Origin of the sequence: Jannaschia formosa (genome assembly GCF_003340555.1) — a bacterium.
Lineage (GTDB): Bacteria > Pseudomonadota > Alphaproteobacteria > Rhodobacterales > Rhodobacteraceae > Jannaschia > Jannaschia formosa.
On sequence record NZ_QPLJ01000021.1, the window covers coordinates 1 to 24,838 of the forward strand.

Below are 24,838 nucleotides of genomic sequence, written 5' to 3' on the forward strand. Positions count from 1 at the left end.
CGAGCGCATGTTCGGACGGCTCAAGGACTTCCGCCGCATCGCCACACGCTACGACCGCAGAGCCGACGTCTTCCTCTCCGCCGTCGCCCTCGCCGCAACCGTCACCTACTGGTTATGAGTCCGGAGCCTAGTACCTGTTGCTCTTGGTCGCGTTCGGGACAGGTGACGCTGATCGGCCGTGGCGCGCTGGTTCGGGAGCGTGGCGGCCGGTTGAACACGGGCGGGGCATAGGGCAGCCTTCCCTTAATGACGCTGACCTCCCTTGAGATTCGTTCAGAAGCATCTTTCTGCGAAACCGGTGTCCGGTTCGATGGCCTTGGACCGTGCAACGTCATCTTCGGATCGAACGGTTCGGGTAAATCGACCATTGGACGAGTGCTTGCCGACTTGACCGCCCACCCCCGCTGCGCTGCCGGCTGGGAGGCCGCGCCGGCGGAGGTGATCGTATTCGGCCGGGACTACATTGCCCTCAACTGCCACCCATCGAAGGCAATGCCCGGCATCTACACCCTTGGGGGCGACGCGGATGCGGTTCGGGCAGTGGAGGAAAAGCAAGGTGAAAGGCAGTGTGCGACTGAACAGCGGGATAGGGCTAAGGGTCATTTCAACGGCGCGGAAGGGCAGCCTGCGCTGGAAGCCGAGGATGCAAATTTCGGCAAGAGCATATGGAAGCGTCGCAAGGAAACATGGGAGCCACACAAATCTCTGACGTTCGCGGGGACGTGGGGAGCAGAGGATCGCTTCGCCTCCAAATATCGTGAGCGTGCAGAACAGTGGACGGATGATGAACCGCCGTCACTCGCCGATCTGCTCGCGCAGGCTCAAATCTTCGCGGGTAGCCCGCCGGTCGCTGCCGAGCGCCTACCTCAGCCTCCCAGACCGTCGGCCGAGAACGCCGTCCGTGAGCGCTTGTGCAAGCCACTCGTGCCAGCGACCGACCAACCAATCGCCGAATTGGTTGCCGAACTTGGATGCGCCGATTGGGTGAAGGAGGGTCTCCCCCTTCTGGGACGATCTTCCGGTCGTTGCCCCTTCTGTCAGCAGCCGGTCGGTGATGACCTTGCCAGCCGCATCGCCTCCATCTTCGATGCGACCTACGAAGGCGGGATCGATGCGATCCGCAGAGCGCGGGCGACCTACTGCGTTGAAGTCGAGGCGATCACCGCGTGGATTTCCGAGGTCTCCAGCTCGCCCCATCTTGAGGCGAACGCGACTGAGGCCTTCGCCGCTTGGTCATCGCTACATCGGCGTAACCTCGACGCTTTCGACCGCAAGCTGTCCGCCCCGTCGTCCCGGGTGGAGCTGGAGGCAGAGGACGAGACGTTCGCAAAGGTCCAGGCATCCCTCAATGCGGCCAATGCCAGGGCCGACCAACAGACGAACTTGTCTCAGAACTTCGCCCGCGAACGCTCCGCTTGGCAGGAGGCAGTCTGGAATCGCTTTATCGCCGACACGCGCGCCGACTACACAGGTCACGAAGGGCGCCGGAGGCCGCTGCTCGCAAAGGTCGAAGGGCTTCGTACATCGATCAATCAGCACGAGACCCGCATCGCCGCCTTGGAAGCTGAGATCGCCGAACTCCGACGCGACATCACCGGCATCGAGGCGACCGCCGACGCCATCAATGCCTTGCTCCGGCGTCAGGGGCACAATGGCTTCCACCTTCGCCCTACGTCGGGAGATGGCACCTACGCTGTCCAGCGCACCGACGGGTCATCAGTGGGCGACACGCTCTCAGAGGGTGAGCGGTCCTTCCTCGCTTTCGCCTACCTCTACCACGACCTTGCTGGTGACCGTGACGACGCGGCGATGGACACCGGACGGGTCGTGGTGATCGATGATCCGATGACCAGCCAAGACGCCGCCGCCGTGCATACGGTCGCCGCGATGGTGCGCCAGCTGTTTGAGGACGCCTGCAAACCGGGCGGCCGGATCGCTCAAGTCATCGTCTTGACCCACAACGCGCACTTCCATCACGAGATCAGCAGCTACTGGAAAGGGAGACAGCCAGAGCCGAAGCACTGGATCCTCCGCAAGCCCGCAGGGGTGTCATCAATAGTGGGTCATGGGACGAATACCCCAATCATGACGGCCTATCGGGCGCTCTGGGACGAGGTGAATGACCCGGCTGCGGCGCCGGTGACCCTCTGCAACGCGATGCGGCGCATCTTGGAGCACTACTTCAAGTTCATTGGTGACAGAGACTGGATGTCCGGCCTCGACAACCTTGATGGACCGGACGCCCTCGCCTTTGGCGCGCTCCGGCGATCCTTAAACGACGGGTCCCACGGCCACCTTGGCGCGGAGGAGTTTCACTTGGATACCGATGCGGGCGAGCGCCTTCGCCACGTATTCCGTCGCGTCTTCGAGACGCACGGTCAGGGCCCACACCACGAGATGATGTCCGCTGTCGGGCGCACGCGTGCCTAGACCATGCTCAGAAACATTCTCTAGCGTCTACGCAAGGGTTACACCCATATAGAGCGGAGATTACGTTCCACTTGGACCGCCTCAAGATTTTGGAACGTCGCCGGGGGTGCGTCTGAATCCTATCAAAGCACTCTTCAGCCAGCCCTTCGCCCCCAATTTGGACATTCATGAATCGCACAGCGTCGGTGACGATGGGATCCAAGTCGTCATCCGGCAATGTCGCTCAAGGATGTTGAGCCCGATTCCTGCGCGCTCCTTCCACCGGGGATCGTGTGTCAGGTGGACAACATTAGAGCGACTCATCAGGCCGCTTTCAGCATGGCAACCAGATCTTTGAAAGATGCAACCAATACCGGATTGCAACGCCCATAGGAGCGCCAAGCTCTTTGGCATCGCCTTGAGCAACGGGAGGGTGCCCTCGCCTACCTGACAACGGCACTCGCCCGTACTTCCACGGTCCGTGCCGCGTCCATCGCCCCCGTAGTCAACAAGGCGCGGGTCCGTCATGACGACGGCTCCAGGGGGGCCCCTCCTCGTGCAGCAGGTCTTCCGGCTTACGAAGTCGTTCGCGTCGAGGGCAGGCCGTCCTCGAGCCGCCTGAAGGGCGCCACCATCAACCCTGCCGCCCTCCGGGAACAGCCCGTTCTGGAGGAACTAGCGATCCGGTCTCAGAAGCTGCGTGAGGCGTTCAAGCCCGCCAGACCCGAAGGGAAGGATGCGCCCCCCGCCCCGCTCGCCCTGCCCTCGCCCAAGGTGCTCGCCGTCGGATCGTCCAGCTCAAGGTCCCCGCTGCTCAGCCCTTGGCAGGACGCACGACCCGCGAGATGCTGGTCGTCGCTGCGCTCCAGCTGTCGGCCGACTACCGCGCGTGGCTGGCGTCGGCTCTCCAGTCCGCCGACGACACCCTGCAGGCCAACAGCGGATGAGGGCCCGCAGTCCGCCGCACGCTCGTCCCGCCAGTCCCGCAACCGCGCCCTCAGGGGCACACCGGCCCTGAGGCAGTTCGCCATCGCCCTGTGGTATGCCAAGGCCGCCAAGAAGACCCGCGCGATGATCCGCAACCATATCCCCGAGCCCGCCACCCCCGCCGAGGCACGTGCGCTGCTCTCCACAGCCCAATGTGCCAGCGTCAAGGCCGGGGGGTTCCGCCACCGCGGCGAGGCCGCCCGCGCTCTGGCCGAGGCGCGGCACTGATGGTCCGGGGCGTGTATATCCGCAATTCCGAGGCCCATGGCTATCCGTCCGTGGTTTTCGGGGGCGAGGTCCCGCATGTCGGCGGGCTCCATGACGGCCGGGGCTGGTCGGCCGCATGGTCGGCCGCTGGCGGGGCGTGAGCCTCGCCGTGTGAAACGGGCTGTGGTGGGGCGCCGCGCGCGGCGAGTCCGTCGGACTCCCGATGACATGGGCATGATCCTCGCCGTGATCCTGCTCAATGCCGTGCTGTTGCTGGCGATTTCCGTCGGATAAGCATGGGTCAAGTGGGTTTCAGGCCCTGTGCGCAGCATGGGGCTTGGGCCAGTGGGTGGGTGCCAGCGGGTGGAAAGGGGTCGCATTGGCCAGTCAAGGGCTAAAATGATCGAGTCCGACGGATATTTACATTCTTGCTCCCTTATAAAGAAGTATAGTTTTCCTTTTCCCTTCTTTCCTAGTAAGGAGAGAGAAGAGAGTAATACAGACTTTTATATATATCCTACAGACTCTGTGTTTGTTCTATAAGGCGAAATCTGGCTTTTAATCTCGTATACTTTCCTGAAACGAGCAAGAATGGCCGTAGAGGCCTCAAATAAGCCCGCTGGTGAGTCTCCAGCTGGTTGGCTACCCTCGCCACCCTTGGACCCTCCAAGCTCACCAGCGGCCCGATTTTTGGGGTCTCCATCGATTTTGCAGGTTCAGAGTAGCTCACCCTCTCACGACCCGCAAAACCCACCGCCCCGGCCAAATTCTACGCCGTGGGCTCTGGTGAGGCGCCGCGCAGGCGAGTCCGTCGGACTCCGGACGACATGGGCATGATCCTGGCCGTGATCCTCGTCAATATCCTGGCCGTGATCCTCGTCAATGCCGTGCTGCTGCTGGCGATTTCCGTCGGATAAGCATGAGTGCAGGCCCTGTGCGGAGCATGGGGCCTGGGCCAGTGTGTGGTTGCCAGTGGTCGGGCAGGGGTCGAATTGGCCAGTCAAGGGCTAAAATGACCGAGTCCGACGGACATTTCAATTCTCGACTTCCTTAAAAAGATAATAGTTTTCTTCTTTCCTTTCCCCTAGTAAGGAGAGAGAGAAGAGTAATATAGACTTTTATATATATCCGACAGACTTTGTGTTTGTTCTATAAGGCAAACTTGGGTATTTCAAACGGCTTAGTTTTTGGATAGGACTGAGAAATCAACGTAGAGGCTCCATTTAGCCCCACTGGTGAGTCTCCTGTTGGTTGGCTACCCTCACCGCCCCCGGCCCCTACAAGGCCACCAGCGGCTCGATTTTCGGGGTCTCCGTCGATTTTGAAGGCTTAGGGTGGCTCACCCTCTCAGGACCCGCGAAACCGACCACCCCCGGCCAAATGCTACGCTGAGGGCCTGCCCATCCATCCTGAGACCCTCGACCGGGTGAAGTCCGTCGGACTCCCGGCCGAGCCTTCGTCCTGAGACCCTCGACCGGGTGAAGTCCGTCGGACTCCCCATACCCGAGGTCTGAGACTCCCAATCCTCAACCTCATATCCGTCGGACTCCTGCTCGGGACCGATAGCGGAGACCTGCATCCTCAACCATGTCGGTGCCATGCCAAAACTCCTGCCCACGAACCCCGTTTTCTCCGCCCGCAGGGAACTCATGAGCCTGATCGAGCAGCACGCCGTCTTCGAACGGATGCCCCTCTCGAAGGCCGCGAAGATCATGATTGCGGATCGTGACAACTTCGACCTGATGCTGGCCGCCTGTGGCAAATGGTGGCGCGGCGGTATCCCCGCCGCCCATGTCTACCGCAGGTGGTATGACCGCGAGAAGATGGCCCTCGCAAAGAGACACCCCCATCTGACGCCCGAGGAGCATGCCCTCGCGGCGCCCTACCTCCCGGTCTCCAAGCGTCCGAAAGACCATATCCAGCTGCGCCGCAAGAAGCGCGCAGCCGAGAACCTCCTCGCCAACGGACTGGATCGCAAGCAGACCGCCGAGCGACTCGGCGTCTCTCTCGCGACCGTCTACAGATGGATACCCGCGAAATGTCCGTGACCATCATCGCCACGGCCGCCCTCGGTGCGGCCACTGGTTGATGGAGCACGCCTCACCATTCCGGCGACATCGTTCGGTGATCGTAGGCCTTATCGGGTGAACTCTGCGGCGCCGCTTGCGGAGCCGCCTTTGCGTCCCTGTCCGCACACCAGGGAGGAAGTCGAGCGCGCCCCCACGGTCCAGTCGCTCCAGCAGTAACCGGTGCAACCAAGTCCACACGCCCGCCTGCTGCCAGCCTCGCAGCCGCCGCCAGAAGGTCAGGCGCGGGCGCCATGTGCTCCATCTACGGTCACCGACACCCCAGGTTCGTCCGCGCAGAGCTGACCGAGCATATCTGGCAGCAAGACCATGTCGTCGACGCCGCTACCGATGATCTCTAAAGCCCGGACCTCCAGCATCGCCTCGTCCACGGCAAGGTAGACCCTGCGCCGGGCGCTCCTCCTCGCCCCGCAATGCCAGCGCGCGGGCCACCCGCTCTTGCCACGAACCTTGATGCCAGTGCTTTCGACCGGACGCCGCAATGGGGCGTCCTAGCGTGAACAGCGCAGTTGCAGGGCCAGCGTCTTCCGGTTCTGTAAGAGGGTCGAGAAGCCTGAGCCCGGCCAGTCGAGCTCCCGTACGCTTCAACAGGCTTGCTCCGAAACCAGTCTTCTGCCGACAGGGCAGACCGAACAGGACCTTCATCGCCACGCCGGTCCAGATCGCGGCTGCCGAAGAGGTCTGCTGACTATCTCGCGCCCGACAGCTTCGCATATCAGACTATGCCGGAGCCGAGCCAGGCCAAAACCGAGCTGCGTACGTGCAGCGCAGCATTGTGGGCAGACCGGTTCGAGGTGCGGTAGCGGGTCGGTGCAAGCTTGAACCTGACGCCCAGCCTCCTCGCTGGGCTCGCCTCGTGAGTCCCGGTCAGTCTTTGCGTCGCAAACCCCTCGCGGGCTACATCTGCAGCTTCATCTGCCCTTCGATACAGTACCAGCGCCCTCGACTGATTTCGTTCAGCCCAGCGCGGCCGTCTGTGAAAGATGAAAGAGGGCGTTCCAAGCAGCGACATTCTGGGGTGGAAAACCCTACACGAGCCGTACACGGGGCGCTGCTTGCCTCGGAGGCCTCGGAGTAAGTGTCTGATTTCTTTGGTGCCCCCACACGGACTCGAACCGCGGACCTACTGATTACAAATCAGTTGCTCTACCAGCTGAGCTATAGGGGCGCCGTGCTCCTTTAGCCGCTGGCCGGCCGCAGGTAAAGCGGCGGCGTTGCCGGGCGGCGGCGGCGCCGCTATCGTTGCGCGAGTGACGGATTCCCCGGAAGGCCAGGCGCTTGGACATCGTGCTACACCTCGGCGCGCATCGCACCGATGAGGACCGGATGCTCAGGGCGCTGCGCAGCGAGGCCGACCGGCTCGCCGCCGCCGGCATCTGCGTCCCCGCTCCCGCCCAAGCCCGGCCCGCGATGCGCAGGGCGCTGCAATCGGGCAGCCGGTCGCTTCTCGCGGCGGAGGGGGGCGTGGTGGCCAGCTTCGGCGTTCCGCCCGGGGCCGGGCGCCTCGTGCTCAGCTTCGAGGGCTTCCTCGCCAACTATGTCTCCATCCTGGCGGGGTCGACGATCTATGCCGATGCGGGCGAGAAGGCCGCCGCGCTGCGCGACGTCTTCGAGGGGCACGACGTCCGGTTCCTGATGGCGATCCGCAACCCGGCCACCTTCGTTCCGGCGGTCTTCGCCGCCTCGACTTCGGACGACTTCACCGAGTTCCTCGCCGGGCAGACGCTGGAAGGGCTGCGCTGGCTGCCGGTGGTCGAGCGCATCCGCGCGGCCTGTCCCGAGGTGCCGCTGACGCTCTGGTGCAACGAGGATCTGCCGCTGATCTGGCCCGAGGTGCTGCGCGCCGCGACCGGGCTGCAGGCGCCGCATGCGGGCGACACCACGATCCTGCGCGAGATCATGACCGAGCCGGGCTTTCGCCGCCTCGTCAGCTATCTGCGGGACAACCCGCCGCCCAACCTTGCGACCTGGCGGAAGGTGGTGACCGCCTTCCTCGGCAAGTATGCCGACGAATCGCAGGTCGAGGAGGAGATCGCCCTGCCCGGCTGGACGCAGGAGGTGATCGTCCGGCTGACGGCCCTCTACGAGCGCGACATCGCGGCGCTGAAGGCGCGCGGCGACCTGCAGATGCTCGCGCCCTGAGGCGCGGGCGCCGCGCGCGAGAGAGCCGGTCGCCTCAGCGCATTCCCAGCGCTTCCTTGTACATCTCGAGGATGGCCTCTTCCTCGGCGATGTCGTCGGCCTCGCGCTTCCGCAGCGCGATGATCTTGCGCATGATCTTCGTGTCGTAGCCGCGCCCCTTGGCCTCGGCCATGACCTCCTTGACTTGCTCGGCGAGGTCCTTCTTCTCCTGCTCCAGCCGCTCGACCCGCTCGATGAACTGACGCAGCTCGTCAGCCGTGACCTTGTAGCTGTCCGCCGGGCCGTCCTCGACCACCTTCAGTTCCGCCATGTCCTCGCTCTCCGTTGTTCTTGTCCTTCCGGAGCCCGAGGGGTAGCGCCGGGCGCGGATGGGCGCAACGCGGAGGACGCGGAATGACGGCACTCGTGTGGATCGGAGCACTGCTGGCGCTCGCCGGGCTGGCGGGCCTTGGCTACTGCATCACCGTGGCCGTCCGCGCCCGGCGCGAGGGGCTGGAGGGCGCGGCGATGGAGGCGCGGCTGCGCAGGCTGGTCGCGCTGAACCTCGGCGCGCTGGCCGTCTCGACGCTGGGGCTGATGCTGGTGATTCTCGGCATCTTCCTCGGCTGAGGCAGGGCGGGCATCGCCGAGCGCGCCGTCCGTCAGGCGGCCGGGGGCTCCGGCGGGACCTTCTCGCCGCGATCGAAGGCCTCCCACCCCTCGCCGGCGAAGACGTCGACGCCGAGCTGGACCAGCACGGGCGGGAAATCGGCCATGACCCAGTCGTCGACGATCCGGCCGTCCATGACCTACCAGAAGTCCATGTAGCCGATCTCGACCCGCCTGCCCGTGGGCGCGACGCCCATGAAGGTGCCGCGATGGGTCGCTTCCTGCCGGCCGAAGGCAGCGGCTTATTCGCCCATGTAGAGCCGGGCCTCGTTCACGCAGACCTTGTCGCCGAAGGCCGCCTGGAACGGGGCCTGCCAAGTGCGCTGGAACGCCCGCAGGCCCTGCCTGGTCCCGCAGCCCGTGTTGCCGATCCGGCGGAAGCTCTCGGCGAAGAACTCGCCGATATCGGCGATGCGGTGGTCGTTGAGCCCGTCGATCATGCCCTCGATGACGCGGCGCGTCCCGGCGGTCTTCGACAGGGCGGTGTCGCGGGTCAGGACGGCCTCTTCGGGGCGGGCGCCTCGCAGATCTTCTCCTTTACGGTCACGTTTCTGTGTGTTGATGGCGCACGCGCCGGCGGCTTAGTCGCGCGCCGCTTCCGGTCAAGGCGGCGGCCGGTCGCGCTGGCGAAATTCCCCTTCTTCTCAAGGCCGGGGCGCTTCCTATCTGGCGCTTCCGAGACGGCATCCGACCGTCCGAACCCAACTGGAGGATACTCATGATCCGCAGAACCTTTCTCGCCCTGACCGCCACCGTCGCGATGACCGGATCGGCCTGGGCCGACGCCCACAGCATGGACATCGTCGACACCGCCGCGGCCGCGGGCGACTTCAGCACGCTGCTCGCCGCCGCCGAAGCCGCGGGCCTGGTCGAGACGCTGAAGGGCGAAGGTCCGTTCACCGTCTTCGCGCCGACCGACGCGGCCTTCGCGGCCCTGCCCGAGGGCACCGTCGACAACCTGCTGATGGAAGAGAACCGCGATCAGCTCGTCAACATCCTGACCTACCATGTCGTACCCGGCAAGGTCATGTCCGGCGACCTGAGCGACGGCATGGAAGCCACCGCCGTCAACGAGGGCACGCTGACGATCGGCACCGAGGGCGGCGTGACCGTCAACGATGCGAACGTCGTCACCGCCGACATCGAGGCGTCGAACGGCGTCATTCACGTGATCGACTCGGTGCTGCTGCCCGAGGGCTGAACCACGCCGCGAGGGGGCCACGGCCCCCTCGCACCCCCTCAGGCAGTCAGCCGCTCTCCGGTCTTCGCGTCGAAGAGATGGCAGATCGAGACGGGAACATGCGCCGAGAAAGGCGCCCTGATCTTCGTGCGGAACTCCTTCGGCGCCTTCACCACGACCAGCCCCCGCCCCGCGCGCACCGTCACCATCGTCGAATCCCCCAGCAGCTCCATCGTGCAGACCGGAGCCTGGCCGCTCGGCCGCCCGACCGGCGCGGCGGGCCACTGACCCGCGCCGAAGGGCGGGAAAGGGTTGCGGCTCGACCCCGTTCCCGACCAGGGCAGCCTCGCGCGGGTCTTCGAGATGCACGAGGCGCTGCATGACTTCGACGGCCGGCACATCGGGTCGATGGACATGCGCCACCGGGCACCCGGCTTCTCCCACTGGGCGGGCGGCTTCATCGGGGATGGCCCATCTCCACGGCCACCCCCGGAGGGAGATCTGACGAGGCCAGCGGCCCGATTGGCCCCTGTTCCCCCACCACAGGACGCGAGGACCGGAGGCATGGCCAGCGACGATGTCGGCCCCGGCGAGGTCGAGCTGAGGCAACGGCTCCGCCACCGGCAAGGTCCGGAAGACCTGCGGCCGGAAGATCACCCGCAAGCTCCAGGGCAGGCCGAAGCTCTCGTCTGAGGTCGAGGCAGCACAAACCCAGGCCCCCGCCGGGACCGCTCCTGCCTTCCTGTGGCCGAAAATACTCCGGGGGGAGTCGCCGAAGGCGGCGGGGGCAGAGCCCCCCTCCCCCTCAGCCGTAATGCGCCACCGGCGTCCCGGCCAGCGCGGCGACGTTCAGCAGTCCCCGCGCCGTGATCGACGGGGTCACGATCTGCGCCTTGTTGCCCATCCCCATCAGGAGCGGTCCGACCTCCAGCCCGCCGGCCCGGGCCTTCAGGATGTTGCGCGTCGCCCCCGCCGCGTCGGTCGAGGCGAAGACCAGCACGTTGGCCGCGCCTTCCATCCGGTTCTCGGGCAGGAAGCGCGCGCGCAATTCGGGGTCGAGCGCGGCGTCGACGTTCATCTCGCCCTCGTACTCGAAATCCAGCGCCATCCCGTCGAGCCGGGCCAGCGCGGCCCGCATCGTGCGCCCCGAGGCCGAGTCGAGATTGCCGAACTGCGAGGCCGAGCAGAGCGCGATCTTCGGCGCGATCCCGAAGCGGCGGACATGGCGCGCGCAGGCGATCACCGTCTCGGCGATCTGCTCGGGCGTGGGCTGGGCATGGACATGCGTGTCCGCGATGAAGAGCGGCCCGTCCTCCAGGATGATGAGCGACAGCGCGCCCACCGGGTGCAGCCCGTCCTGACCCAGCACCTCGCTGACATAGCGCAGATGCCAGAGGAACTGGCCGAAGGTCCCGCAGATCATCGAATCCGCCTCGCCGCGCTGGACCATCACCGCGGCGATGGCGGTCGTGTTCGTGCGCATGACGGCGCGGGCCAGGTCCGGCGCCATGCCGCGCCGGGCCATCAGCTGATGATAGGTCCCCCAGTAGTCGCGGTAGCGCGGGTCGTTCTCGGGGTTCACGATCTCAACGTTGCGGCCCGGCTCCAGCGTCAGCCCGGCGCGGGCGACGCGGGTCGCGATGACGTCGGGTCGGCCGATCAGGATGGGGATGTCGGTCGTCTCTTCCATGATCGCCTGGCTGGCGCGCAGCACCCGCTCGTCCTCGCCCTCGGCGAAGACGATGCGGCGCTCGGCCTGGGCGGCGGCGGCGAAGACGGGGCGCATGATCAGCGCGGACCGGAAGACGCTCGCGTCGAGATGCGCCTTGTAGGCGGCGAGGTCCTCGATCGGGCGGCGGGCGACCCCGCTCTCCATTGCGGCCTTCGCGACGGCCGAGGCGACGACGCCCATCAGCCGCGGGTCGAAGGGCTTGGGAATGAGGTAGTCGGGGCCGAAGGTCAGCTCCTCCTCCTTGTAGGCGGCGGCGGCCTCGGCGCTGGTCGTGGCGCGGGCGAGCGCCGCGATCCCCTCGACGCAGCCGACCTTCATCTCCTCGTTGATCTCGGTCGCGCCGACATCGAGCGCGCCGCGGAAGATGAAGGGGAAACAGAGGACGTTGTTGACCTGGTTCGGGTGATCCGACCGCCCCGTCGCGATGATCGCTTCGGGAGCGACGCGCCGGGCTTCCGCATAGGCGATCTCGGGGTTCGGGTTGGCGAGCGCGAAGAGGATCGGCCGCTCGGCCATCGCCTCGACCATCCCGGGCTTCAGCACGCCCGGCCCCGACAGGCCGAGGAACAGGTCGGCCCCCCCGATCACGTCGGCCAGCCCGCGCGCCCCGCCCGGCTGGGCGAAGGCGGCCTTCTGCGGGGTCATGTCCACCTCCCGCCCCTCGTGCACCAGTCCGTGCAGGTCGCAGAGCCAGACGTTCTCGCGCCGCACGCCCAGCGTCAGAAGCATGTTGAGGCAGGCGATCCCCGCCGCGCCGCCCCCGGTCGAGACGACCTTGATCTCCTCCCAGCGCCGCCCGGTCAGGCGCAGCGCGTTCAGCGCGGCCGCGCCGACGACGATGGCGGTGCCGTGCTGGTCGTCGTGGAAGACCGGGATGTTCATCCGCTCGCGGCAGAGCTTCTCGACCACGAAGCAGTCGGGCGCCTTGATGTCCTCCAGGTTGATCGCGCCGAAGGTCGGCTCCAGCGCGCAGACGATGTCGGCCAGGCGCTCGGGATCGCTCTCGTTCACCTCGATGTCGAAGCAGTCGATATTGGCGAACTTCTTGAACAGGACCGCCTTGCCCTCCATCACCGGCTTCGAGGCCAGCGCGCCGATATTGCCCAGCCCCAGCACCGCCGTTCCGTTCGAGACGACGGCGACGAGGTTCCCGCGCGCGGTATAGTCGGCGGCGGCGTCCGGGTCGTCGCGGATTGCGAGCGAGGCCTCGGCCACGCCGGGCGAATAGGCCCGTGACAGGTCCCGCCCGTTTGCCAGCGGCTTGGTGGCGCGGATCTCCAGCTTCCCGGGCTTGGGATAGCGGTGATAGTCCAGCGCGGCCTGTCGCAGGGCCGCGAGGTGGTCTTCGGTCCGGTCGGTCATCGTCGTCTCTCTCCCTGCCCCCGGCTGCCGGACTAGCATCCGCCGCGCCCCGCCTGCCAGCGGCTTCGTCCCGGCTCTGGACGCCGGGCGGGCCGCGTGATCCGCTGGCGGCATGGACGATGATACCGAACTCGTGCTGGCCGCCCCCGATTTCGGGGCCGAGCTGGCCTTCTGGACCGGGCGCGGCTGGCGCCTCGAGGCGATCTGGCCCGCCGACGACCCGCAGGTCGCGCGGCTGGGCGGCTCGCCCCGCCTGCGGCTGGAGCGGGCGGCGCAGGGCAGCGCCACGTTGCGCATGGCCGGGGGCGCGCCCGCCACCTCCCCCGCCGGTCACCGGATCGAGACCGGTCCCGCCGTGCCGGCCTACGCCCTGCCCGAGGTGCAGACCGGCTTCGGCCTGCGCCGCCTCGCCGACGGCGACCCCTGGATGATCGGGCGGGCCGGGATGCACTACCGCGACCTCGTGCCGGACCGGCTGGGCGGGGCGATCATCGCCAGCCATATCCGCATCCCCGATGGCGGGCCGGTGCCCGACATGGTCCATTACCACACGATCGGGTTCCAGCTGATCTGGTGCTACAGGGGCTGGGTCGACCTCGTCTACGAGGACCAGGGCCCGCCCTTCCGCCTGACCGCCGGGTCCTGCGTGATCCAGCCGCCCGAGATCCGGCACCGGGTGCTGCACGCCTCCGACGGGATCGAGGTGGTCGAGATCGGCGTGCCCGCCGTGCATGTCACCACCATCGACCACGCGATGGAGCTTCCGAACGGCCCGGCCGTCCCCGGAAGGCGCTTCCAGGGCCAGCGCTTCGTTCACCACCGGGCCGAGGGCGCCCCTTGGGCCCCGGCGACGCCCGGCTTCGCCGCGCGCGAGACGGGGATCGCCGAGGCGACCGGCGGGGTGGCCGGGGTGCGCTTGTTGCGGACCGAAGGCGCCGAGGCGCGGTTCACGCCCGAGGCCGAGATTCATTTCGCCTTCGTGCTGGAAGGCGCGCTGACGCTGGAGGCAGGCGGCGGACGGCACCGCGTCGGCCCCGCCGACGCCTTCGTGCTCCCGCCCGGAGAGGAGGTCGCCATGACCGGGATCGACCCGGGGACGGAGCTGCTGGAGGTGACCCTGCCCGGACGCTGACGGCGCCGTCTCAGGCCTTGCCGGGACCGCCGCGCAGGTCGGGCGGCAGCAGGTCCTCGAAGGGCTGGGTCATCCGGCGGCTTTCGGCGATGCAGAGCAGGATCTGGTTGCGCGTCAGCGCCAGCCCCTCGATCTGCCGGAAGTCCCTGGCGTTCGACAGGTAGAGCCCGACCGTCGAGAGCACCTGCCTGTCCGACAGCTCCATCGCCTCGCGGAGATACCAGGCCATGACCTCCGCCTCGGTCTGCCCGATCAGCGCGGCATGGTCCGCCGCCCAGCCGTCGGGACAGAGCCCGCCCTCGAAATCGGCGGCGACGGCGGCCTTGCGCAGCGCCTCCTCGGTCAGCACGACCGGCACCAGCGTCGCCTGCGCGACGGTCACGCCCAGCGCCAGCGCCATGCCGGCCAGGCCCATCCCCATGCACAGCGCCTCGGTCCGCGACGCGTCCCGCAGCTGCGCCCGAAGCCCCGCGACCCCCGCCGTCACGACACCCGCAAGCTGGCCGGCCAGGGACCGGGGCGCAGAGTCGGAACGGGTAACATGCGTCATTCGGGCGACACCAAGAGCATAACGTGACCGATTTGGCACGTAATTGGGGCTAAAATGTGGCAAATCCCCCGGCCATTGTCGCCACGGACGCACCCGAATGCCCTTCGCGCATGGCATCGTTCAGCAAGACGAAACAGCCAATGGCCAAATGCGGCGAAGCGGTGTCTTTAGCGCCCATGTCGCTCTGGATCTTCGCCACGCTCTTCGCCGCCTCCGTCCAGGCGATCCGGTTCTACCTCCAGAAGCGGCTTTCGAGCGCCGGGCTCAGCCCGGCCGCGGCGACCTTCGCGCGTTTCGTCTATGCGCCCCTGCCCATCGCGCTGGGCATTGCCGCCTGGGCGATCTGGTCCGAGGCCGCCTTGCCCGCGATCGGCCCCGGCTTCTGGCCCTTCGCGCTGGCGGGCGGGGTCGCGCAGATCCTGGCCACGGTCTGCGTGGTGGCGCTCTTCGCGCGGCGCAACTTCGCGGTCGGCATCGCCTTCTCGAAGACGGCGGTGCTGCTGACGGTGGTGACCGGCTTCCTGCTGCTCGGAGAGCTGGTGACCCTGCCCGCGCTCGCCGCGATGGCGCTGGGCTTCGTCGGCGTGCTGCTGCTGTCGCTGCCTTCGGCGGGCGGGCTGCGCGGCAATCCGTTCAACGCGGCCTCGGCGCTGGGGCTCGCCTCGGGCGTGTTCTTCTCGGTCTCGGCGGTGGGCTACCGGGGCGCCTCGCTCGCCATCGAGACCGACGCGGCGCTGCTGCGCGCCGCGATGACGCTGTGCTTCGTGACGCTGGTGCAGACGGCGCTGCTGGCCGCCTGGCTGGCCGCACGGGACCGCGCGGGGCTCGTCGCGGTGTTCCGCGGCTGGCGCGCGACGGCGCTGGTTGGGCTGACCTCGATGCTGGGCTCGCTGGGCTGGTTCACCGCCTACACGCTGCAGACCGCGGCCTATGTGAACGCGGTGGGCCAGATCGAGCTGGTGCTGTCGATGCTGATCTCGCGCTTCGCCCTGGGCGAACGGCAATCGCCGCGAGAGCTGGCGGGCATCTGGCTGGTGGGGCTGAGCGTGGCCGGGCTGATCCTGCTGCGGGCCTGACGCGCGGCGGCCGTCCCTGGCCTCCGCCGCCCCGGGCCTAGAGGCGCGAGAAGACCGACCGCTCGCCCGAGTTGTCGAAGAACGGCACACCCGGCGCGTCCGACCCCGCGACGATGGCGGCGATCTCCTCCAGCACGACCTCGGTGATGAAGGGCATGTCCAGCGCCCGCGCCTCGGCCAGCGGCACCCAGTGCAAGTAACTCAATTCGTCCTCGGCGGCCGAGAAGTCGTCGGGATCGCCGACCACGGCCTCGGCCGGGGCCAGCAGGAAGCGCGCGTCGAAACGGCGGGGCCGGCCCGGCGGGGTGATCGCCCGGAACACGAAGCGCAGCGCGCCCGCGTCGGGCGCGTGGCCCTCGAAGCCGGGCCAGGGCGGGCTGTCGGGACCGGGCCGGGCGACGATCTGCCCGGTCTCCTCGGCCAGCTCGCGCAGGGCGGCGGCGGCGATGGCCTCGGGCGCGCGGGTGCTGCGTGCGGCCAGCGCCTCCCGCACGGCGGGGGCGAGCGGCCGGGCCAGCGCCACCTCGGCGTCGCCCGGATCGACCGCCCCGCCGGGGAACACGAATTTCGACGGCATGAAGACCGCCTTGGCCCCCCGCTGCCCCATCAGCACCGACGGCCCCTCGGGCCCTTCGCGCAGAAGGACGAGCGTCGCCGCGTCGCGGATCGGGACCTCGGTCACGACCGGCCGAACCCGTGCATCCGGTTGGCCCATTGCACGCCCACGATCAGACCCTTGAGCCGCGGCAGGAACCACAGCGACAGCGCCACCGAGGCGACCATGAAGATCGCCATGAAGGTGTAGGGATCGGGCTCGAAGGCGACGTAGAACCACAGCATCGCGGGGCCGATGATGTGGCCCACGACCAGCAGCGTCAGATAGGGCGGGCCGTCGTCGGCGCGGTGATGGTGCAGCTCCTCCTGGCAGACGGGGCAGGTATCGCGCACCTTCAGGTAGCCCTTCATCAGCGGGCCGGAGCCGCAGGAGGGGCAGCGCCGCCGCCATCCTCTCAGTACCGCCTGCCCGGTCGGGCGCGGCGCCGCGCCATCGGCGTCGGGCCCGTCGGAGGCGGTGTCGGGGGCGGCATCGAGGTCTGGATCGGTCCGGGCGAGATCACGCATCTGTGTCTCCTTTCCCGAGGCACCTAGCCTGCCCGGACCCCACCTTCCAGATGACAGGATGGCCCTGGGTGGAAAAGTCGCGCATGCGCCCGCCCGTCCGCCCGGCGCGCCCCCCGGGTTCACTCCACCGACAACTCGACCCGGTTGCGCCCGGCGCCCTTGGCCGCATAGAGCGCCCGGTCCGCAACCGAGAGCGCGTGCAGCGGCGCATCCTCGCGGTCCTGCAGCATCGTCACGCCGACCGACATCGTCACCGACAGCCGCGACCCGTCGTCGAGCCGCACGTCCATCTCCTCGATGGTCTGACGCAGGCGCTCGGCCACGGTGCGGGTCTGGTCCAGCGTGCTGTCAGGCAGGACGGCGAGGAACTCCTCTCCGCCGAGGCGGCAGACCAGGTCCTCGGCGCGCAGCCTCTCCTTCAGGCGCATCGCGGCGCAGGCCAGGACGCGGTCGCCCGCGGGATGGCCGTGAGTGTCGTTGACCGCCTTGAAGTGGTCGATATCCATCAGCACCACGCCCGCGCAGATGCCCTGGGCGCGGCAGCGCGCGGCCACCCGGTCGAGATGGTGCATCCCGTAGCGGCGGTTGTGCAGCCCCGTCAGCGGGTCGATCACGGCCAGCCGCAACCCGGTCTCGAGCGTGTCGCGCATCCGGTCGGCGCGCTTCTTGCGCTGAAGCTGGGTACGGATGCGCATCGCCAGCTCGTCCGTCGGGCAGGGGCGATAGGCCACATCCGAGGCGCCGAGATCAAGCGCCGTCGCCGCCCGCTCGCTGTCATCGGCCTGCAGCACGACGATCAGCGCCGAATGGCGCGTCGCCTGGCGCGAGCGCAGCTCCGACATCAGGCGCAGGCCGGAATTGGCGGCGTCGAGATCGGCCTCGATCAGGAACAGGTCGGGCGCCGTTTCGCGGGTACAGGCCAGCGCGCTGTCGCGCTTGAGGATCGACACGCTCTCGCGGAACAGCGGCCGCAACTGGTCGCGCTGGCGCAGCAGCCAGGCGGTGTCGCCGCCCGCGATCAGCGCGATCCGCCCCGCCGGGGCCTGCCTCGCGGCATAGGGCGGCTGGCCCGGCGCGTCGGAGAAGCCGCCGCCCTCGGGCCCCACGCCGAGCAGGGCGCCCGACTGCTCGGCCACCACCCTCTCCTCTTCGCGGCTGCGCAGCAGCGACCGCACCCGGGCCAGCAGGGCCACGTCGCTGACGGGCTTGCACAGGAAGTCGTCCGCCCCGGCGGCCAGGCCGCGGATGCGCGCGGCGCGGTCGTCACCCGCGGTGATCAGGATGACGGGGATCGCGGCGGTCTCGGGATCGGCCCGCAGCCGCTCGCAGGTCTCGGCGCCGCTCAGGCCCGGCATCATCATGTCCATGACGACCAGGTCGACGCCCCCGGCCCGCGCCACCCGCAGCGCGGCCTCGCCCGAGTCCAGACACTCCACCTCGTAGCGGGCCGCGGACAGCTTGACCTTCATGACGATTCGATTCGTCGCAACGTCATCCACGATCAGAATGCGCCCGGCCATGCTCTGCCCTTCTCGAACCTGCATCCGGTCCTCCCACCATGATGGCGGATTAACCGGCCTGTCAGAAGTGTTATGACCGCATAAAGGTTAACAAAGCGTTTCGGCTGCCCGGCCGGGCGACCCGAGGCAAGGAGCTTCCCGTGACGATGACCCAGGACCGCGCCGAGATCGTCGCCCTGCACACCCTGGCCTGGCTGGTCCAGGCCGATCTTCTCGACGCGTTCCAGGGCGCCACCGGCGCCGACCGCGCGCAGATCGAGGCGGCCGCGGGCGATCCCGACTTCCTCGCGGCGGTGATGGATTTCGTCCTGAACTCCGATGCCTGGGTGCAGGGCGCCTGCGCGGCGCAGAACCTGCCCTACGACGGCTTCCTCGCCGCCCGCGCGGCGCTGCCGGGCGGCGAGCTGCCCCACTGGACCTGACCGCCGCCCGATCCGATCACTCCTCGATCCACCAGACATCCGGCTGAAAGCCGATCCAGTCGCCGTAGATCGGCAGCCGGTCCGCGGGATATTTCAGCGACGCGTCATGGGCGATCCAGCTCACCGGGTTGTGCCAGATCGGGATGACGTAGCGCCCCGCCGTCAGCACCCGGTCGAGCGCGCGGATCGCGGCGACGTAGTCCTCCTGCGTGCCGGCAGTCAGCATCGCGTCGATCATCGCCGCGAGGGCCGGGTCACCGGCGCCCATCAGGTTTCGCGTGCCCGGCGTCTCGACCCCGTCGGGGCCCCAATAGGCAAGCTGCTCGTTGCCGGGGCTCAGCGACAGGCCCCAGCTGTACCAGGTCATGTCAAAGTCGTAGTTGGTGATCCGCTCCTTGTACTGGGCGTCGTCGATGCGGGCGACATCGACCGCGATGCCCAGGCGCTTGAGCGCCTCGGTATAGATATCGACGATCGAATCGACCTCGGACGACCCCGACTGCAGCAGGATCTCGAAGCGGACGGGACCATCGGGGCCGGTCAGCACGCCGCCCTCGACGGTATAGCCCGCCTCCTCCAGCAGGGCCGTCGCGGTCCGGATGCCGCCGCGGTTGGCGGCACGCCCGTCGGTCTCGGGGAAGTCGTAGCCCTCCAGCGTGCCGGGCAGCAGATCGCCCTCGAAGGGCGCCAGCAGCTCGGCCACGCGACCCTCGGCCGGCCCGTCCTGCATCCCCAGCGGAGAGTTGTCGTAGTAGGAGGTGATCCGGGGCTGCCCGCCGCCGTTGATGACCCCGTCGATATACTCGAAGTTGAAGGCCTGGATCAGCGCCTCGCGGACGCGCCAGTCGCCGAAGGGCTCGCGCCGCGTGTTCATCACGAGGCCGGTCATGCCGGTCGGGCGCTGGTGCGGGATCTCCGACAGGACGACCTCGCCCGACTGGACGGCGGGGAAGTCGTAGTTGCGCGCCCAGCTCGCCGCGTTGGTCTCGCGCATGGTCGACAGTTCGCCCGCCTTGAACGCCTCGAAATGGGCGGTGGCGTCGCCGAAGAACTCCATCCGGATGGTGTCGATATTGGCCTGTCCGCGCATGAAGGGCAGGTCAGCGCCCCAGTAGTCCTCGTCGCGGCTGAGCTCGACATAGCGGCCCGGATCGAAACCGCTGATGACGTAGGGCGCCGTCGTGACCGGGATCGTGTCGAGGCCCGAGCGGAAGAAGGCGCTTTCGTCCTCGGCCCATTGAGCCTTCTTCATGACGGGGCGCAGGCCGAGGATCATCAGCAGCTCCCGGTCGGGCGCGTCGACGGTGAACCGCACGCCGCGCTCGCCGACCTGCTCGATCCCGGTCACCTTCGAGAAGGCGGTGCGGTAGCGGCCATGCGCGCCTTCCTGGCCCAGGATGTTGAACGACCAGATGACGTCCTCGGGGGTGACCGGCGTGCCGTCCGAGAACCGCGCCTCGGGGTGAATCTGGAAGGTCACCTGGGTGTGGTCGTCCGACAGCTCCACCGACTCGGCCAGCAGGCCGTAGAGCGTGAAGGGCTCGTCATAGCTGCGCCCGAGCAGGGATTCGTAGGCGAGGAAGCGCAGCTGCCAGGGCGTGCGGCCCTGCAGGATGTGCGGGTTGAGGCTGTCGAAACTGCCGACCTGCCCGTCCGAGAAGGTGCCGCCCTTCGGCGCGTCCGGGTTCACATGGGGCAGATGCGTGTAACCGGGCGGCAGCGCCGGCTCACCGTAGAGCGCGACGCCGTGGCTGTCGGCCCGCGCGCCGGGCGCGGCCAGGGCCGCCATCATGGCGCCGAGCAAAGCCGCGCGACCGAGACGATCTGTGGCGAGGGTCAAGAAACGGTTAACGGTCATGGGGCCGATTGTCCTCCGGATGCCTGTATATTGGCGGGACCCTACCCTCCCCGGAATCCCGCCGCCAAAACTTTCTCTTTGCAGCCGTGACGTAAACGTCTATGAATAGGGCACTGCTCGATAGGTTTCTTGCCTGTATGAAACCTGCCTCAATGACTTGACGCCCGCCTCGTGCGGGCGTTTTTTTTGCGTGCAGGCCATCGCCCCCGCCGAGACCGCGGGAAGGGGCGCGAAAAGGGGCCGGATCGGCCCCATGTCAAGTGCATGCTTCGTTCCGTCAAGCCATTGATACAGAACAGGTGATAAGCGACCGTGACAACATGTCTCAGGCCCTTATACACACTTCACGAAAGATTGCAGCAGGTGATTCGCCTTCGGCACGCAACGTCCCGATTTCGAGGCGATTTCTGACGCCGATCCGACGGACCCAGCCGAATCACCTTCGGGCCAACCGTCTGCTGCAACGGAAGTCTCCCCGAACGCCCTGCGCAGCTTAACAAGTGTGATCCGGCGCGACCGGCCTCGCCGCGACGCGGCGGTTCCCCTCGCCGGTCCGCCCGGTGTAGGAAACCGGGGACGCAGACAGGCCCCGGAGCGACCCCATGACCGCCGACCCCGCCCTCAAGGGCAAGACCGCCATCGTGACCGGTTCCAACTCGGGAATCGGCCTCGGAATCGCCCGCAGCTTTGCCGCCGCCGGGCTGGACGTGGTGCTCAATTCCTTCACCGACAGCGAAGAGGACCACGCCCTCGCCGCCCGTCTCGCCGAGGAGACCGGCACGACGGTCCGCTACATCCAGGCCGACCTCTCGGACGGCGCGCAGGCCCGCAAGCTGATCGAGAGCGCGGGCGCCTGCGACGTGCTCGTGAACAACGCCGGCATCCAGCATGTCGCCGCGATCGACGAGTTCCCTGCGGCCAAATGGGACGCGATCATCGCGATCAACCTCAGCTCCGCCTTCCACACCACCGCCGCCGCCCTGCCGATGATGCGCGCGGCGGGCTGGGGCCGGGTCATCAACATCGCCTCGGCCCACGGCCTGACCGCCTCGCCCTACAAGTCCGCCTATGTCGCCGCCAAGCACGGCATCGTCGGCATGACCAAGGTCGTGGCCCTGGAAACCGCGCAGGAGCCGATCACCGCCAACGCCATCTGCCCCGGCTACGTGATGACCCCCCTGGTCGAGGCCCAGATCCCCGACACGATGCAGAAATACGGCGTCGACCGCGAGACCGCGATCCGTGAAGTGATGCTCACGCGCCAACCCTCGAAGGAGTTCGCGACGACCGACCAGCTCGGCGGCACCGCGCTGTTCCTCTGCTCCGAACACGCCGCGCAGATCACCGGCACCACGATCAGCGTCGACGGCGGCTGGACCGCGCTGTGAGCTCCGGCCGCACCTTCCGCGCCCGCGACATGAGCGGCTCGACCTTCGAGGAGGTGAATCTCTCGGGCGCGCAGCTGACCGATGTCGACCTGTCGGGCGCGGCGCTGTCGAACGTGAACCTGGCCGCCGCCACGCTGGCCAATGTCAACCTGTCCGGCGCGCGGCTGGAGAACGTGAACCTCTCGGGCGCGGTCCTGTCGAACGCCGTGCTCGACGGCGCGACGGTCGATGGCGTCCTTTTGTCGGAGCTGCTCGCCCGCTGGCGCGATGGCTGAGCGGCGGCGCATCAACCTGGCGCTTCAGGGCGGCGGCGCGCATGGCGCCTTCACCTGGGGTGTGCTCGACCGCCTGCTGGCCGACGACCGGCTGGAGATCGCGGGCATCAGCGGCACCTCCGCCGGCGCGCTGAACGGGGCGGCGGTCAAGTGCGGGCTGGCGCGCGGCTCGACCGACCTTGCGCGCGAGACGCTCGAAAAGGTCTGGACCCAGGTCGGCGCCATTACCGACGAACGCATCACCGGCTGGTTCGCGGCGCTGTCGCCGATGGCCGTCAGCCATGCGATCGAGCTGTCGCCCGGATACCAGATGCTCGACCTGATAAACCGGGGCATCTCGCCCTATCTGCGCCCGGATCACGCCGAGGAGGCGCTGCGCCGCATCGTGAGCGGGCTGTCCTTCGAGGCGGTCTGCTCCGACCGGGGCCCGCAGTTCCACGTCTGCGCGACCAATGTGCGCACCGGAAAGATCAAGCTCTTCACCCGCGCAGAGATCACGCCGGACGCGATCCTCGCCTCGGCCTGCCTGCCGACGATCTTCCCGGCGGTCCGGATCGGCGACGACCATTACTGGGACGGCGGCTATACGGGCAATCCGGCGCTGTTCCCGCTGTTCCACAAGGATCTGCCGCGCGACATCCTGATTGTGAACATCAACCCGCTGGAGCGGCCGGAGCTTCCGGTCACGGCGCGCGACATCCAGAACCGGATCAACGAGATCAGCTTCAACACCTCGCTTCTGCGCGAGCTGCGCGCCATCGAGTTCGTGCAGCGCCTCGTCCGCTCCGGCACGATCCCCGAAGGCGCGATGAAGGACGTGCTGGTCCACATGATCGCCGACGACGCGCTGATGCGGCAGCTGTCTGTCGCGACCAAGTCGGTGCCCAGCCCCGCCGTGCTCGACGCGCTGCGCCGCGCCGGGACGGCCGCAGCCGGACGCTTCCTCGACCGCGACTTCGACGCGCTGGGCCAGCGCTCCAGCCTCGACCTGCAGGAGATGTTCGCCTGAGCGCGTGCCGGAACCCCCGCCCCGCCGGGAACGTTCCCCCGGCAAACCCGACCGAGGAGACACGCAGATGAGCCGCACAGACTTTCAGTCCGACTGGACCCCGTTCCGGGACGCGATCCTCACCCGTTTTCCCGGGCTGAGCGAGACCGACCTCTCCGATGCCGACGGCTCCATCGCCGCCTTGTCGCAGCGGCTGGCGCGGGTCGAGGACGTCTCGCCCTCCGAGGCCGAGCAGTCGATCAACGAGTTCCTCGGCGGCCCGATGCCCGCCGACGCCCATGCCGCGCCCCAGCACGACAACGCGGCGATGCAGGAGGCGAAGGACTACATCCCCGAAGGCGAGGACCCGCTGGCCGACGACCGCCGCTTCGGCGACGACCACATCGCCGACCGCCCCATGGGCAGGACCCGGTCGTGAAGGCGCTGGCACTCGCCGCCGCGCTGGCCCTGCCCGGCGCGGCCTCCGCCGACCACACCCGGCTCGAGGTCGAGTATACGCCCGGCTACGCCTGGTTCCTCGGCCCCGGGACCCCGTCGCTCTCGGACGGCCGCATCCGCGTCGTCATCCTGCCCGGGCACGGCGCCGCCGCGATGACGCTGAACCAGTTCGGCGCCTACCAGAACATCTACCGCCTCCGCCTCGGAGAATACGGGATGGACATGCCGCTGCCCCAGGCCGAGGCCCGCGCCCGCCACGTCGCCTGGCACGCGGTGGTCGAGGCGGCCCGCAAGAACCGCGTCGACCAGATCGTGCTCGTCCCGCTGAAGCCGATGCCCCTGCGGGTCCTCGTCAGCCCGTAGGGCCCGCCCCTATCCCGGGGCGCCCCGTCGCCGGACGGACGCCCCGCTCAGCGCAGATGATCCATCACCAGCACACGGGTCGGCGCGGGCAGGCTCTCTGGCGTCAGCTCGGCATGCGGCCCGAAGGCGAAGTCGATCGCATCCTCCCGGAAATGCGGCAGGAAATCCGTGATCCACTGGATGTTCGCGGGCCTGTAGGCCAGCGTGCGGAAATGGATCGGGATGACGAGCCGGGGCCGCACCCGGTGGATCATGTGCATCAGGTCCGGCAGGCGGATCGTCGGCGGCCCTCCGGTCAGCGCGCAGAGCACGTCGACTCCCTCGAAGAAGGCGATCTGCTCCTCGTCGAGCGCATTGCCCACGTCGCCCATATGCGCGACCTCGATCCCGTCGAGCCGGAAGCGGTACATGGCGTTCTGGTTGGCGACGCCCCTCGGATGATGCTCCCACTCCTCGGCGGCGATGGCGCGCACGGGAAGGCCGCCGACATTGCCCTCGCCCTGCCCGTCGCCGGCGATGTCGAGCGCGTTGCAGCAGACCGGCCGGCCGCCGATCAGGTCCGAGCGGCAATGCGCGCTGTCGTCGTCCGACGAGGTGAGCACGACATCCGCCTGCTCGGTGATCTCCGGATAGCCGAGCACGTCGGGGGTATAGGGGTCGCAGATCACGGTGAGCTTGGCGCCCTCGAACCGCATCGCCGCCTGCCCGAACCACGTCACCCGCATCAGTGGGCGGCCCGCGGCGCGGGCGTCGCGCCCGGCTCTGAGAAAAAGTCCTGAAAGTCGTCAATCATCGTCGTCTCCTGGTTGAATGGAGCAACCCTAGCACGAGCGATCCTGAGCGAAAGCCGACAGCCCGGCGGCGGCGCGGGTCGCACCTTCCCCCGGGCGCCTTGACCCTGCGCGCCGCCCGTCCCACCCTCGCCCGGAGG

25 protein-coding genes, 1 tRNA gene and 2 pseudogenes are annotated in these 24,838 nt (G+C 68.1%); 16 read left to right on the forward strand and 12 right to left on the reverse strand.

Annotated elements, in window-relative coordinates; all coding sequences use genetic code 11:
- The 5 genes and pseudogenes from DR046_RS17280 to DR046_RS17300 all read left to right on the forward strand — a co-directional run.
- A pseudogene (locus DR046_RS17280) lies at nucleotides 1-118 on the forward strand (IS5/IS1182 family transposase); the annotation flags it as partial.
- A gap of 128 nt (nucleotides 119-246) precedes the next feature.
- A complete protein-coding gene (locus DR046_RS17285; protein ID WP_115383634.1) occupies nucleotides 247-2,430 on the forward strand; it encodes an AAA family ATPase in 2,184 nt (727 codons plus the stop codon).
- A gap of 800 nt (nucleotides 2,431-3,230) precedes the next feature.
- On the forward strand, nucleotides 3,231-3,356 hold the full coding sequence (locus DR046_RS24690; RefSeq protein WP_280652852.1) for a hypothetical protein: 126 nt from the start codon (nucleotides 3,231-3,233) through the stop codon (nucleotides 3,354-3,356).
- Between the two features lie 124 nt (nucleotides 3,357-3,480).
- Nucleotides 3,481-3,624, forward strand: coding sequence for a hypothetical protein (locus DR046_RS23745; protein WP_167767158.1), 144 nt, complete (start codon nucleotides 3,481-3,483; stop codon nucleotides 3,622-3,624).
- Nucleotides 3,625-5,252: 1,628 nt separating this feature from the next.
- Complete coding sequence (locus DR046_RS17300) at nucleotides 5,253-5,651, forward strand: helix-turn-helix domain-containing protein (RefSeq protein WP_167767159.1); 399 nt, start codon at nucleotides 5,253-5,255, stop codon at nucleotides 5,649-5,651.
- 257 nt (nucleotides 5,652-5,908) lie between these two features.
- Here DR046_RS17300 and DR046_RS23750 read toward each other — a convergent pair whose 3' ends face one another.
- A complete protein-coding gene (locus tag DR046_RS23750; protein WP_167767160.1) occupies nucleotides 5,909-6,061 on the reverse strand; it encodes a hypothetical protein in 153 nt (50 codons plus the stop codon).
- 721 nt (nucleotides 6,062-6,782) lie between these two features.
- A tRNA-Thr gene (locus DR046_RS17305) sits at nucleotides 6,783-6,858 on the reverse strand.
- A gap of 110 nt (nucleotides 6,859-6,968) precedes the next feature.
- Between DR046_RS17305 and DR046_RS17310 the strand changes: the two genes are divergently transcribed.
- Nucleotides 6,969-7,832 carry a hypothetical protein gene (locus DR046_RS17310; protein WP_115383638.1) on the forward strand — a complete coding sequence of 288 codons (864 nt, stop codon included), beginning with the start codon at nucleotides 6,969-6,971 and terminating at the stop codon, nucleotides 7,830-7,832.
- 34 nt (nucleotides 7,833-7,866) lie between these two features.
- On the opposite strand, the gene DR046_RS17315 is transcribed toward DR046_RS17310, so the two are convergent.
- The gene (locus DR046_RS17315) at nucleotides 7,867-8,142 is read right to left on the reverse strand and encodes a DUF2312 domain-containing protein (protein WP_209313609.1); all 276 of its coding nucleotides are present in this window, start codon (nucleotides 8,140-8,142) and stop codon (nucleotides 7,867-7,869) included.
- Nucleotides 8,143-8,225: 83 nt separating this feature from the next.
- Here DR046_RS17315 and DR046_RS17320 point away from each other — a divergent pair, with 83 nt between their 5' ends.
- Nucleotides 8,226-8,441: a hypothetical protein gene (locus DR046_RS17320; protein ID WP_115383639.1), complete on the forward strand. Its 216-nt coding sequence runs from the start codon at nucleotides 8,226-8,228 to the stop codon at nucleotides 8,439-8,441.
- A gap of 32 nt (nucleotides 8,442-8,473) precedes the next feature.
- Here the strand turns inward: DR046_RS17320 and DR046_RS17325 are convergent.
- Nucleotides 8,474-9,007 (reverse strand): annotated as a pseudogene (locus DR046_RS17325) (ester cyclase).
- A gap of 191 nt (nucleotides 9,008-9,198) precedes the next feature.
- On the opposite strand from DR046_RS17325, the gene DR046_RS17330 reads away from it, so the two are divergent.
- Nucleotides 9,199-9,681 carry a fasciclin domain-containing protein gene (locus DR046_RS17330; protein ID WP_115383640.1) on the forward strand — a complete coding sequence of 161 codons (483 nt, stop codon included), beginning with the start codon at nucleotides 9,199-9,201 and terminating at the stop codon, nucleotides 9,679-9,681.
- A 38-nt stretch (nucleotides 9,682-9,719) separates the two neighbouring features.
- Here the strand turns inward: DR046_RS17330 and DR046_RS24765 are convergent, their stop codons facing one another.
- Nucleotides 9,720-10,121: a hypothetical protein gene (locus DR046_RS24765; protein WP_135227324.1), complete on the reverse strand. Its 402-nt coding sequence runs from the start codon at nucleotides 10,119-10,121 to the stop codon at nucleotides 9,720-9,722.
- Nucleotides 10,122-10,465: 344 nt separating this feature from the next.
- A complete protein-coding gene (locus DR046_RS17340; RefSeq protein ID WP_115383642.1) occupies nucleotides 10,466-12,754 on the reverse strand; it encodes an NADP-dependent malic enzyme in 2,289 nt (762 codons plus the stop codon).
- A gap of 112 nt (nucleotides 12,755-12,866) precedes the next feature.
- On the opposite strand from DR046_RS17340, the gene DR046_RS17345 reads away from it, so the two are divergent.
- Nucleotides 12,867-13,886 carry a cupin domain-containing protein gene (locus DR046_RS17345; RefSeq protein WP_115383643.1) on the forward strand — a complete coding sequence of 340 codons (1,020 nt, stop codon included), beginning with the start codon at nucleotides 12,867-12,869 and terminating at the stop codon, nucleotides 13,884-13,886.
- Nucleotides 13,887-13,896: 10 nt separating this feature from the next.
- Here the strand turns inward: DR046_RS17345 and DR046_RS17350 are convergent, their stop codons facing one another.
- Nucleotides 13,897-14,436 carry a hypothetical protein gene (locus tag DR046_RS17350; RefSeq protein ID WP_135227325.1) on the reverse strand — a complete coding sequence of 180 codons (540 nt, stop codon included), beginning with the start codon at nucleotides 14,434-14,436 and terminating at the stop codon, nucleotides 13,897-13,899.
- Nucleotides 14,437-14,612: 176 nt separating this feature from the next.
- On the opposite strand from DR046_RS17350, the gene DR046_RS17355 reads away from it, so the two are divergent.
- The gene (locus DR046_RS17355) at nucleotides 14,613-15,512 is read left to right on the forward strand and encodes a DMT family transporter (protein ID WP_115383645.1); all 900 of its coding nucleotides are present in this window, start codon (nucleotides 14,613-14,615) and stop codon (nucleotides 15,510-15,512) included.
- 37 nt (nucleotides 15,513-15,549) lie between these two features.
- On the opposite strand, the gene DR046_RS17360 is transcribed toward DR046_RS17355, so the two are convergent.
- The 3 genes from DR046_RS17360 to DR046_RS17370 form a co-directional block, all read right to left on the reverse strand.
- On the reverse strand, nucleotides 15,550-16,227 hold the full coding sequence (locus tag DR046_RS17360) for an NUDIX hydrolase (protein ID WP_115383646.1): 678 nt from the start codon (nucleotides 16,225-16,227) through the stop codon (nucleotides 15,550-15,552).
- A complete protein-coding gene (locus tag DR046_RS17365; protein ID WP_115383647.1) occupies nucleotides 16,191-16,634 on the reverse strand; it encodes a DUF983 domain-containing protein in 444 nt (147 codons plus the stop codon). Before DR046_RS17365 ends, DR046_RS17360 begins: the two co-directional genes overlap by 37 nt.
- Before the next feature lie 119 nt (nucleotides 16,635-16,753).
- Nucleotides 16,754-18,154: a diguanylate cyclase gene (locus tag DR046_RS17370; RefSeq protein WP_167767161.1), complete on the reverse strand. Its 1,401-nt coding sequence runs from the start codon at nucleotides 18,152-18,154 to the stop codon at nucleotides 16,754-16,756.
- A gap of 146 nt (nucleotides 18,155-18,300) precedes the next feature.
- On the opposite strand from DR046_RS17370, the gene DR046_RS17375 reads away from it, so the two are divergent.
- Nucleotides 18,301-18,576, forward strand: coding sequence for a DUF3572 domain-containing protein (locus DR046_RS17375; RefSeq protein ID WP_115383699.1), 276 nt, complete (start codon nucleotides 18,301-18,303; stop codon nucleotides 18,574-18,576).
- Nucleotides 18,577-18,592: 16 nt separating this feature from the next.
- Here the strand turns inward: DR046_RS17375 and DR046_RS17380 are convergent, their stop codons facing one another.
- Nucleotides 18,593-20,434 (reverse strand): extracellular solute-binding protein, encoded by a 1,842-nt coding sequence (locus DR046_RS17380; RefSeq protein WP_115383649.1) that lies wholly within the window; start codon nucleotides 20,432-20,434, stop codon nucleotides 18,593-18,595.
- A 602-nt stretch (nucleotides 20,435-21,036) separates the two neighbouring features.
- Between DR046_RS17380 and DR046_RS17385 the strand changes: the two genes are divergently transcribed.
- From DR046_RS17385 to DR046_RS17405, 5 genes are all read left to right on the forward strand, one after another.
- Nucleotides 21,037-21,822: a 3-hydroxybutyrate dehydrogenase gene (locus tag DR046_RS17385; RefSeq protein ID WP_115383650.1), complete on the forward strand. Its 786-nt coding sequence runs from the start codon at nucleotides 21,037-21,039 to the stop codon at nucleotides 21,820-21,822.
- Nucleotides 21,819-22,097 (forward strand): pentapeptide repeat-containing protein, encoded by a 279-nt coding sequence (locus DR046_RS17390; protein WP_115383651.1) that lies wholly within the window; start codon nucleotides 21,819-21,821, stop codon nucleotides 22,095-22,097. Before DR046_RS17385 ends, DR046_RS17390 begins: the two co-directional genes overlap by 4 nt.
- The gene (locus tag DR046_RS17395; RefSeq protein ID WP_115383652.1) at nucleotides 22,090-23,106 is read left to right on the forward strand and encodes a patatin-like phospholipase family protein; all 1,017 of its coding nucleotides are present in this window, start codon (nucleotides 22,090-22,092) and stop codon (nucleotides 23,104-23,106) included. The genes DR046_RS17390 and DR046_RS17395 overlap by 8 nt, the downstream gene beginning before the upstream one ends.
- A 67-nt stretch (nucleotides 23,107-23,173) precedes the next feature.
- Nucleotides 23,174-23,524: a hypothetical protein gene (locus DR046_RS17400; RefSeq protein WP_115383653.1), complete on the forward strand. Its 351-nt coding sequence runs from the start codon at nucleotides 23,174-23,176 to the stop codon at nucleotides 23,522-23,524.
- Nucleotides 23,521-23,907, forward strand: a complete 387-nt coding sequence (locus tag DR046_RS17405; RefSeq protein ID WP_115383654.1) for a hypothetical protein — start codon at nucleotides 23,521-23,523, stop codon at nucleotides 23,905-23,907. Before DR046_RS17400 ends, DR046_RS17405 begins: the two co-directional genes overlap by 4 nt.
- Before the next feature lie 47 nt (nucleotides 23,908-23,954).
- On the opposite strand, the gene DR046_RS17410 is transcribed toward DR046_RS17405, so the two are convergent.
- Nucleotides 23,955-24,632: an MBL fold metallo-hydrolase gene (locus DR046_RS17410; RefSeq protein ID WP_115383655.1), complete on the reverse strand. Its 678-nt coding sequence runs from the start codon at nucleotides 24,630-24,632 to the stop codon at nucleotides 23,955-23,957.
- Nucleotides 24,633-24,838: the final 206 nt, after the last annotated feature.

Bases quoted from the DNA above. Each gene is read 5' to 3' on its own strand.
- DR046_RS17330 (WP_115383640.1), top strand. From the start codon at position 9,199: ATGATCCGCAGAACCTTTCTCGCCCTGACCGCCACCGTCGCGATGACC.
- DR046_RS17345 (WP_115383643.1), top strand. From the start codon at position 12,867: ATGGACGATGATACCGAACTCGTGCTGGCCGCCCCCGATTTCGGGGCC.
- DR046_RS17400 (WP_115383653.1), top strand. From the start codon at position 23,174: ATGAGCCGCACAGACTTTCAGTCCGACTGGACCCCGTTCCGGGACGCG.
- DR046_RS17355 (WP_115383645.1), top strand. From the start codon at position 14,613: ATGTCGCTCTGGATCTTCGCCACGCTCTTCGCCGCCTCCGTCCAGGCG.
- DR046_RS17285 (WP_115383634.1), top strand. From the start codon at position 247: ATGACGCTGACCTCCCTTGAGATTCGTTCAGAAGCATCTTTCTGCGAA.
- DR046_RS23745 (WP_167767158.1), top strand. From the start codon at position 3,481: ATGATCCGCAACCATATCCCCGAGCCCGCCACCCCCGCCGAGGCACGT.
- DR046_RS17365 (WP_115383647.1), bottom strand. From the start codon at position 16,634: ATGCGTGATCTCGCCCGGACCGATCCAGACCTCGATGCCGCCCCCGAC.
- DR046_RS17360 (WP_115383646.1), bottom strand. From the start codon at position 16,227: ATGGGCCAACCGGATGCACGGGTTCGGCCGGTCGTGACCGAGGTCCCG.
- DR046_RS17320 (WP_115383639.1), top strand. From the start codon at position 8,226: ATGACGGCACTCGTGTGGATCGGAGCACTGCTGGCGCTCGCCGGGCTG.
- DR046_RS17395 (WP_115383652.1), top strand. From the start codon at position 22,090: ATGGCTGAGCGGCGGCGCATCAACCTGGCGCTTCAGGGCGGCGGCGCG.
- DR046_RS17350 (WP_135227325.1), bottom strand. From the start codon at position 14,436: ATGACGCATGTTACCCGTTCCGACTCTGCGCCCCGGTCCCTGGCCGGC.
- DR046_RS17340 (WP_115383642.1), bottom strand. From the start codon at position 12,754: ATGACCGACCGGACCGAAGACCACCTCGCGGCCCTGCGACAGGCCGCG.
- DR046_RS17380 (WP_115383649.1), bottom strand. From the start codon at position 20,434: ATGACCGTTAACCGTTTCTTGACCCTCGCCACAGATCGTCTCGGTCGC.
- DR046_RS17370 (WP_167767161.1), bottom strand. From the start codon at position 18,154: ATGGCCGGGCGCATTCTGATCGTGGATGACGTTGCGACGAATCGAATC.
- DR046_RS17300 (WP_167767159.1), top strand. From the start codon at position 5,253: ATGAGCCTGATCGAGCAGCACGCCGTCTTCGAACGGATGCCCCTCTCG.
- DR046_RS24765 (WP_135227324.1), bottom strand. From the start codon at position 10,121: ATGAAGCCGCCCGCCCAGTGGGAGAAGCCGGGTGCCCGGTGGCGCATG.
- DR046_RS17385 (WP_115383650.1), top strand. From the start codon at position 21,037: ATGACCGCCGACCCCGCCCTCAAGGGCAAGACCGCCATCGTGACCGGT.
- DR046_RS17315 (WP_209313609.1), bottom strand. From the start codon at position 8,142: ATGGCGGAACTGAAGGTGGTCGAGGACGGCCCGGCGGACAGCTACAAG.
- DR046_RS17410 (WP_115383655.1), bottom strand. From the start codon at position 24,632: ATGCGGGTGACGTGGTTCGGGCAGGCGGCGATGCGGTTCGAGGGCGCC.
- DR046_RS17375 (WP_115383699.1), top strand. From the start codon at position 18,301: ATGACCCAGGACCGCGCCGAGATCGTCGCCCTGCACACCCTGGCCTGG.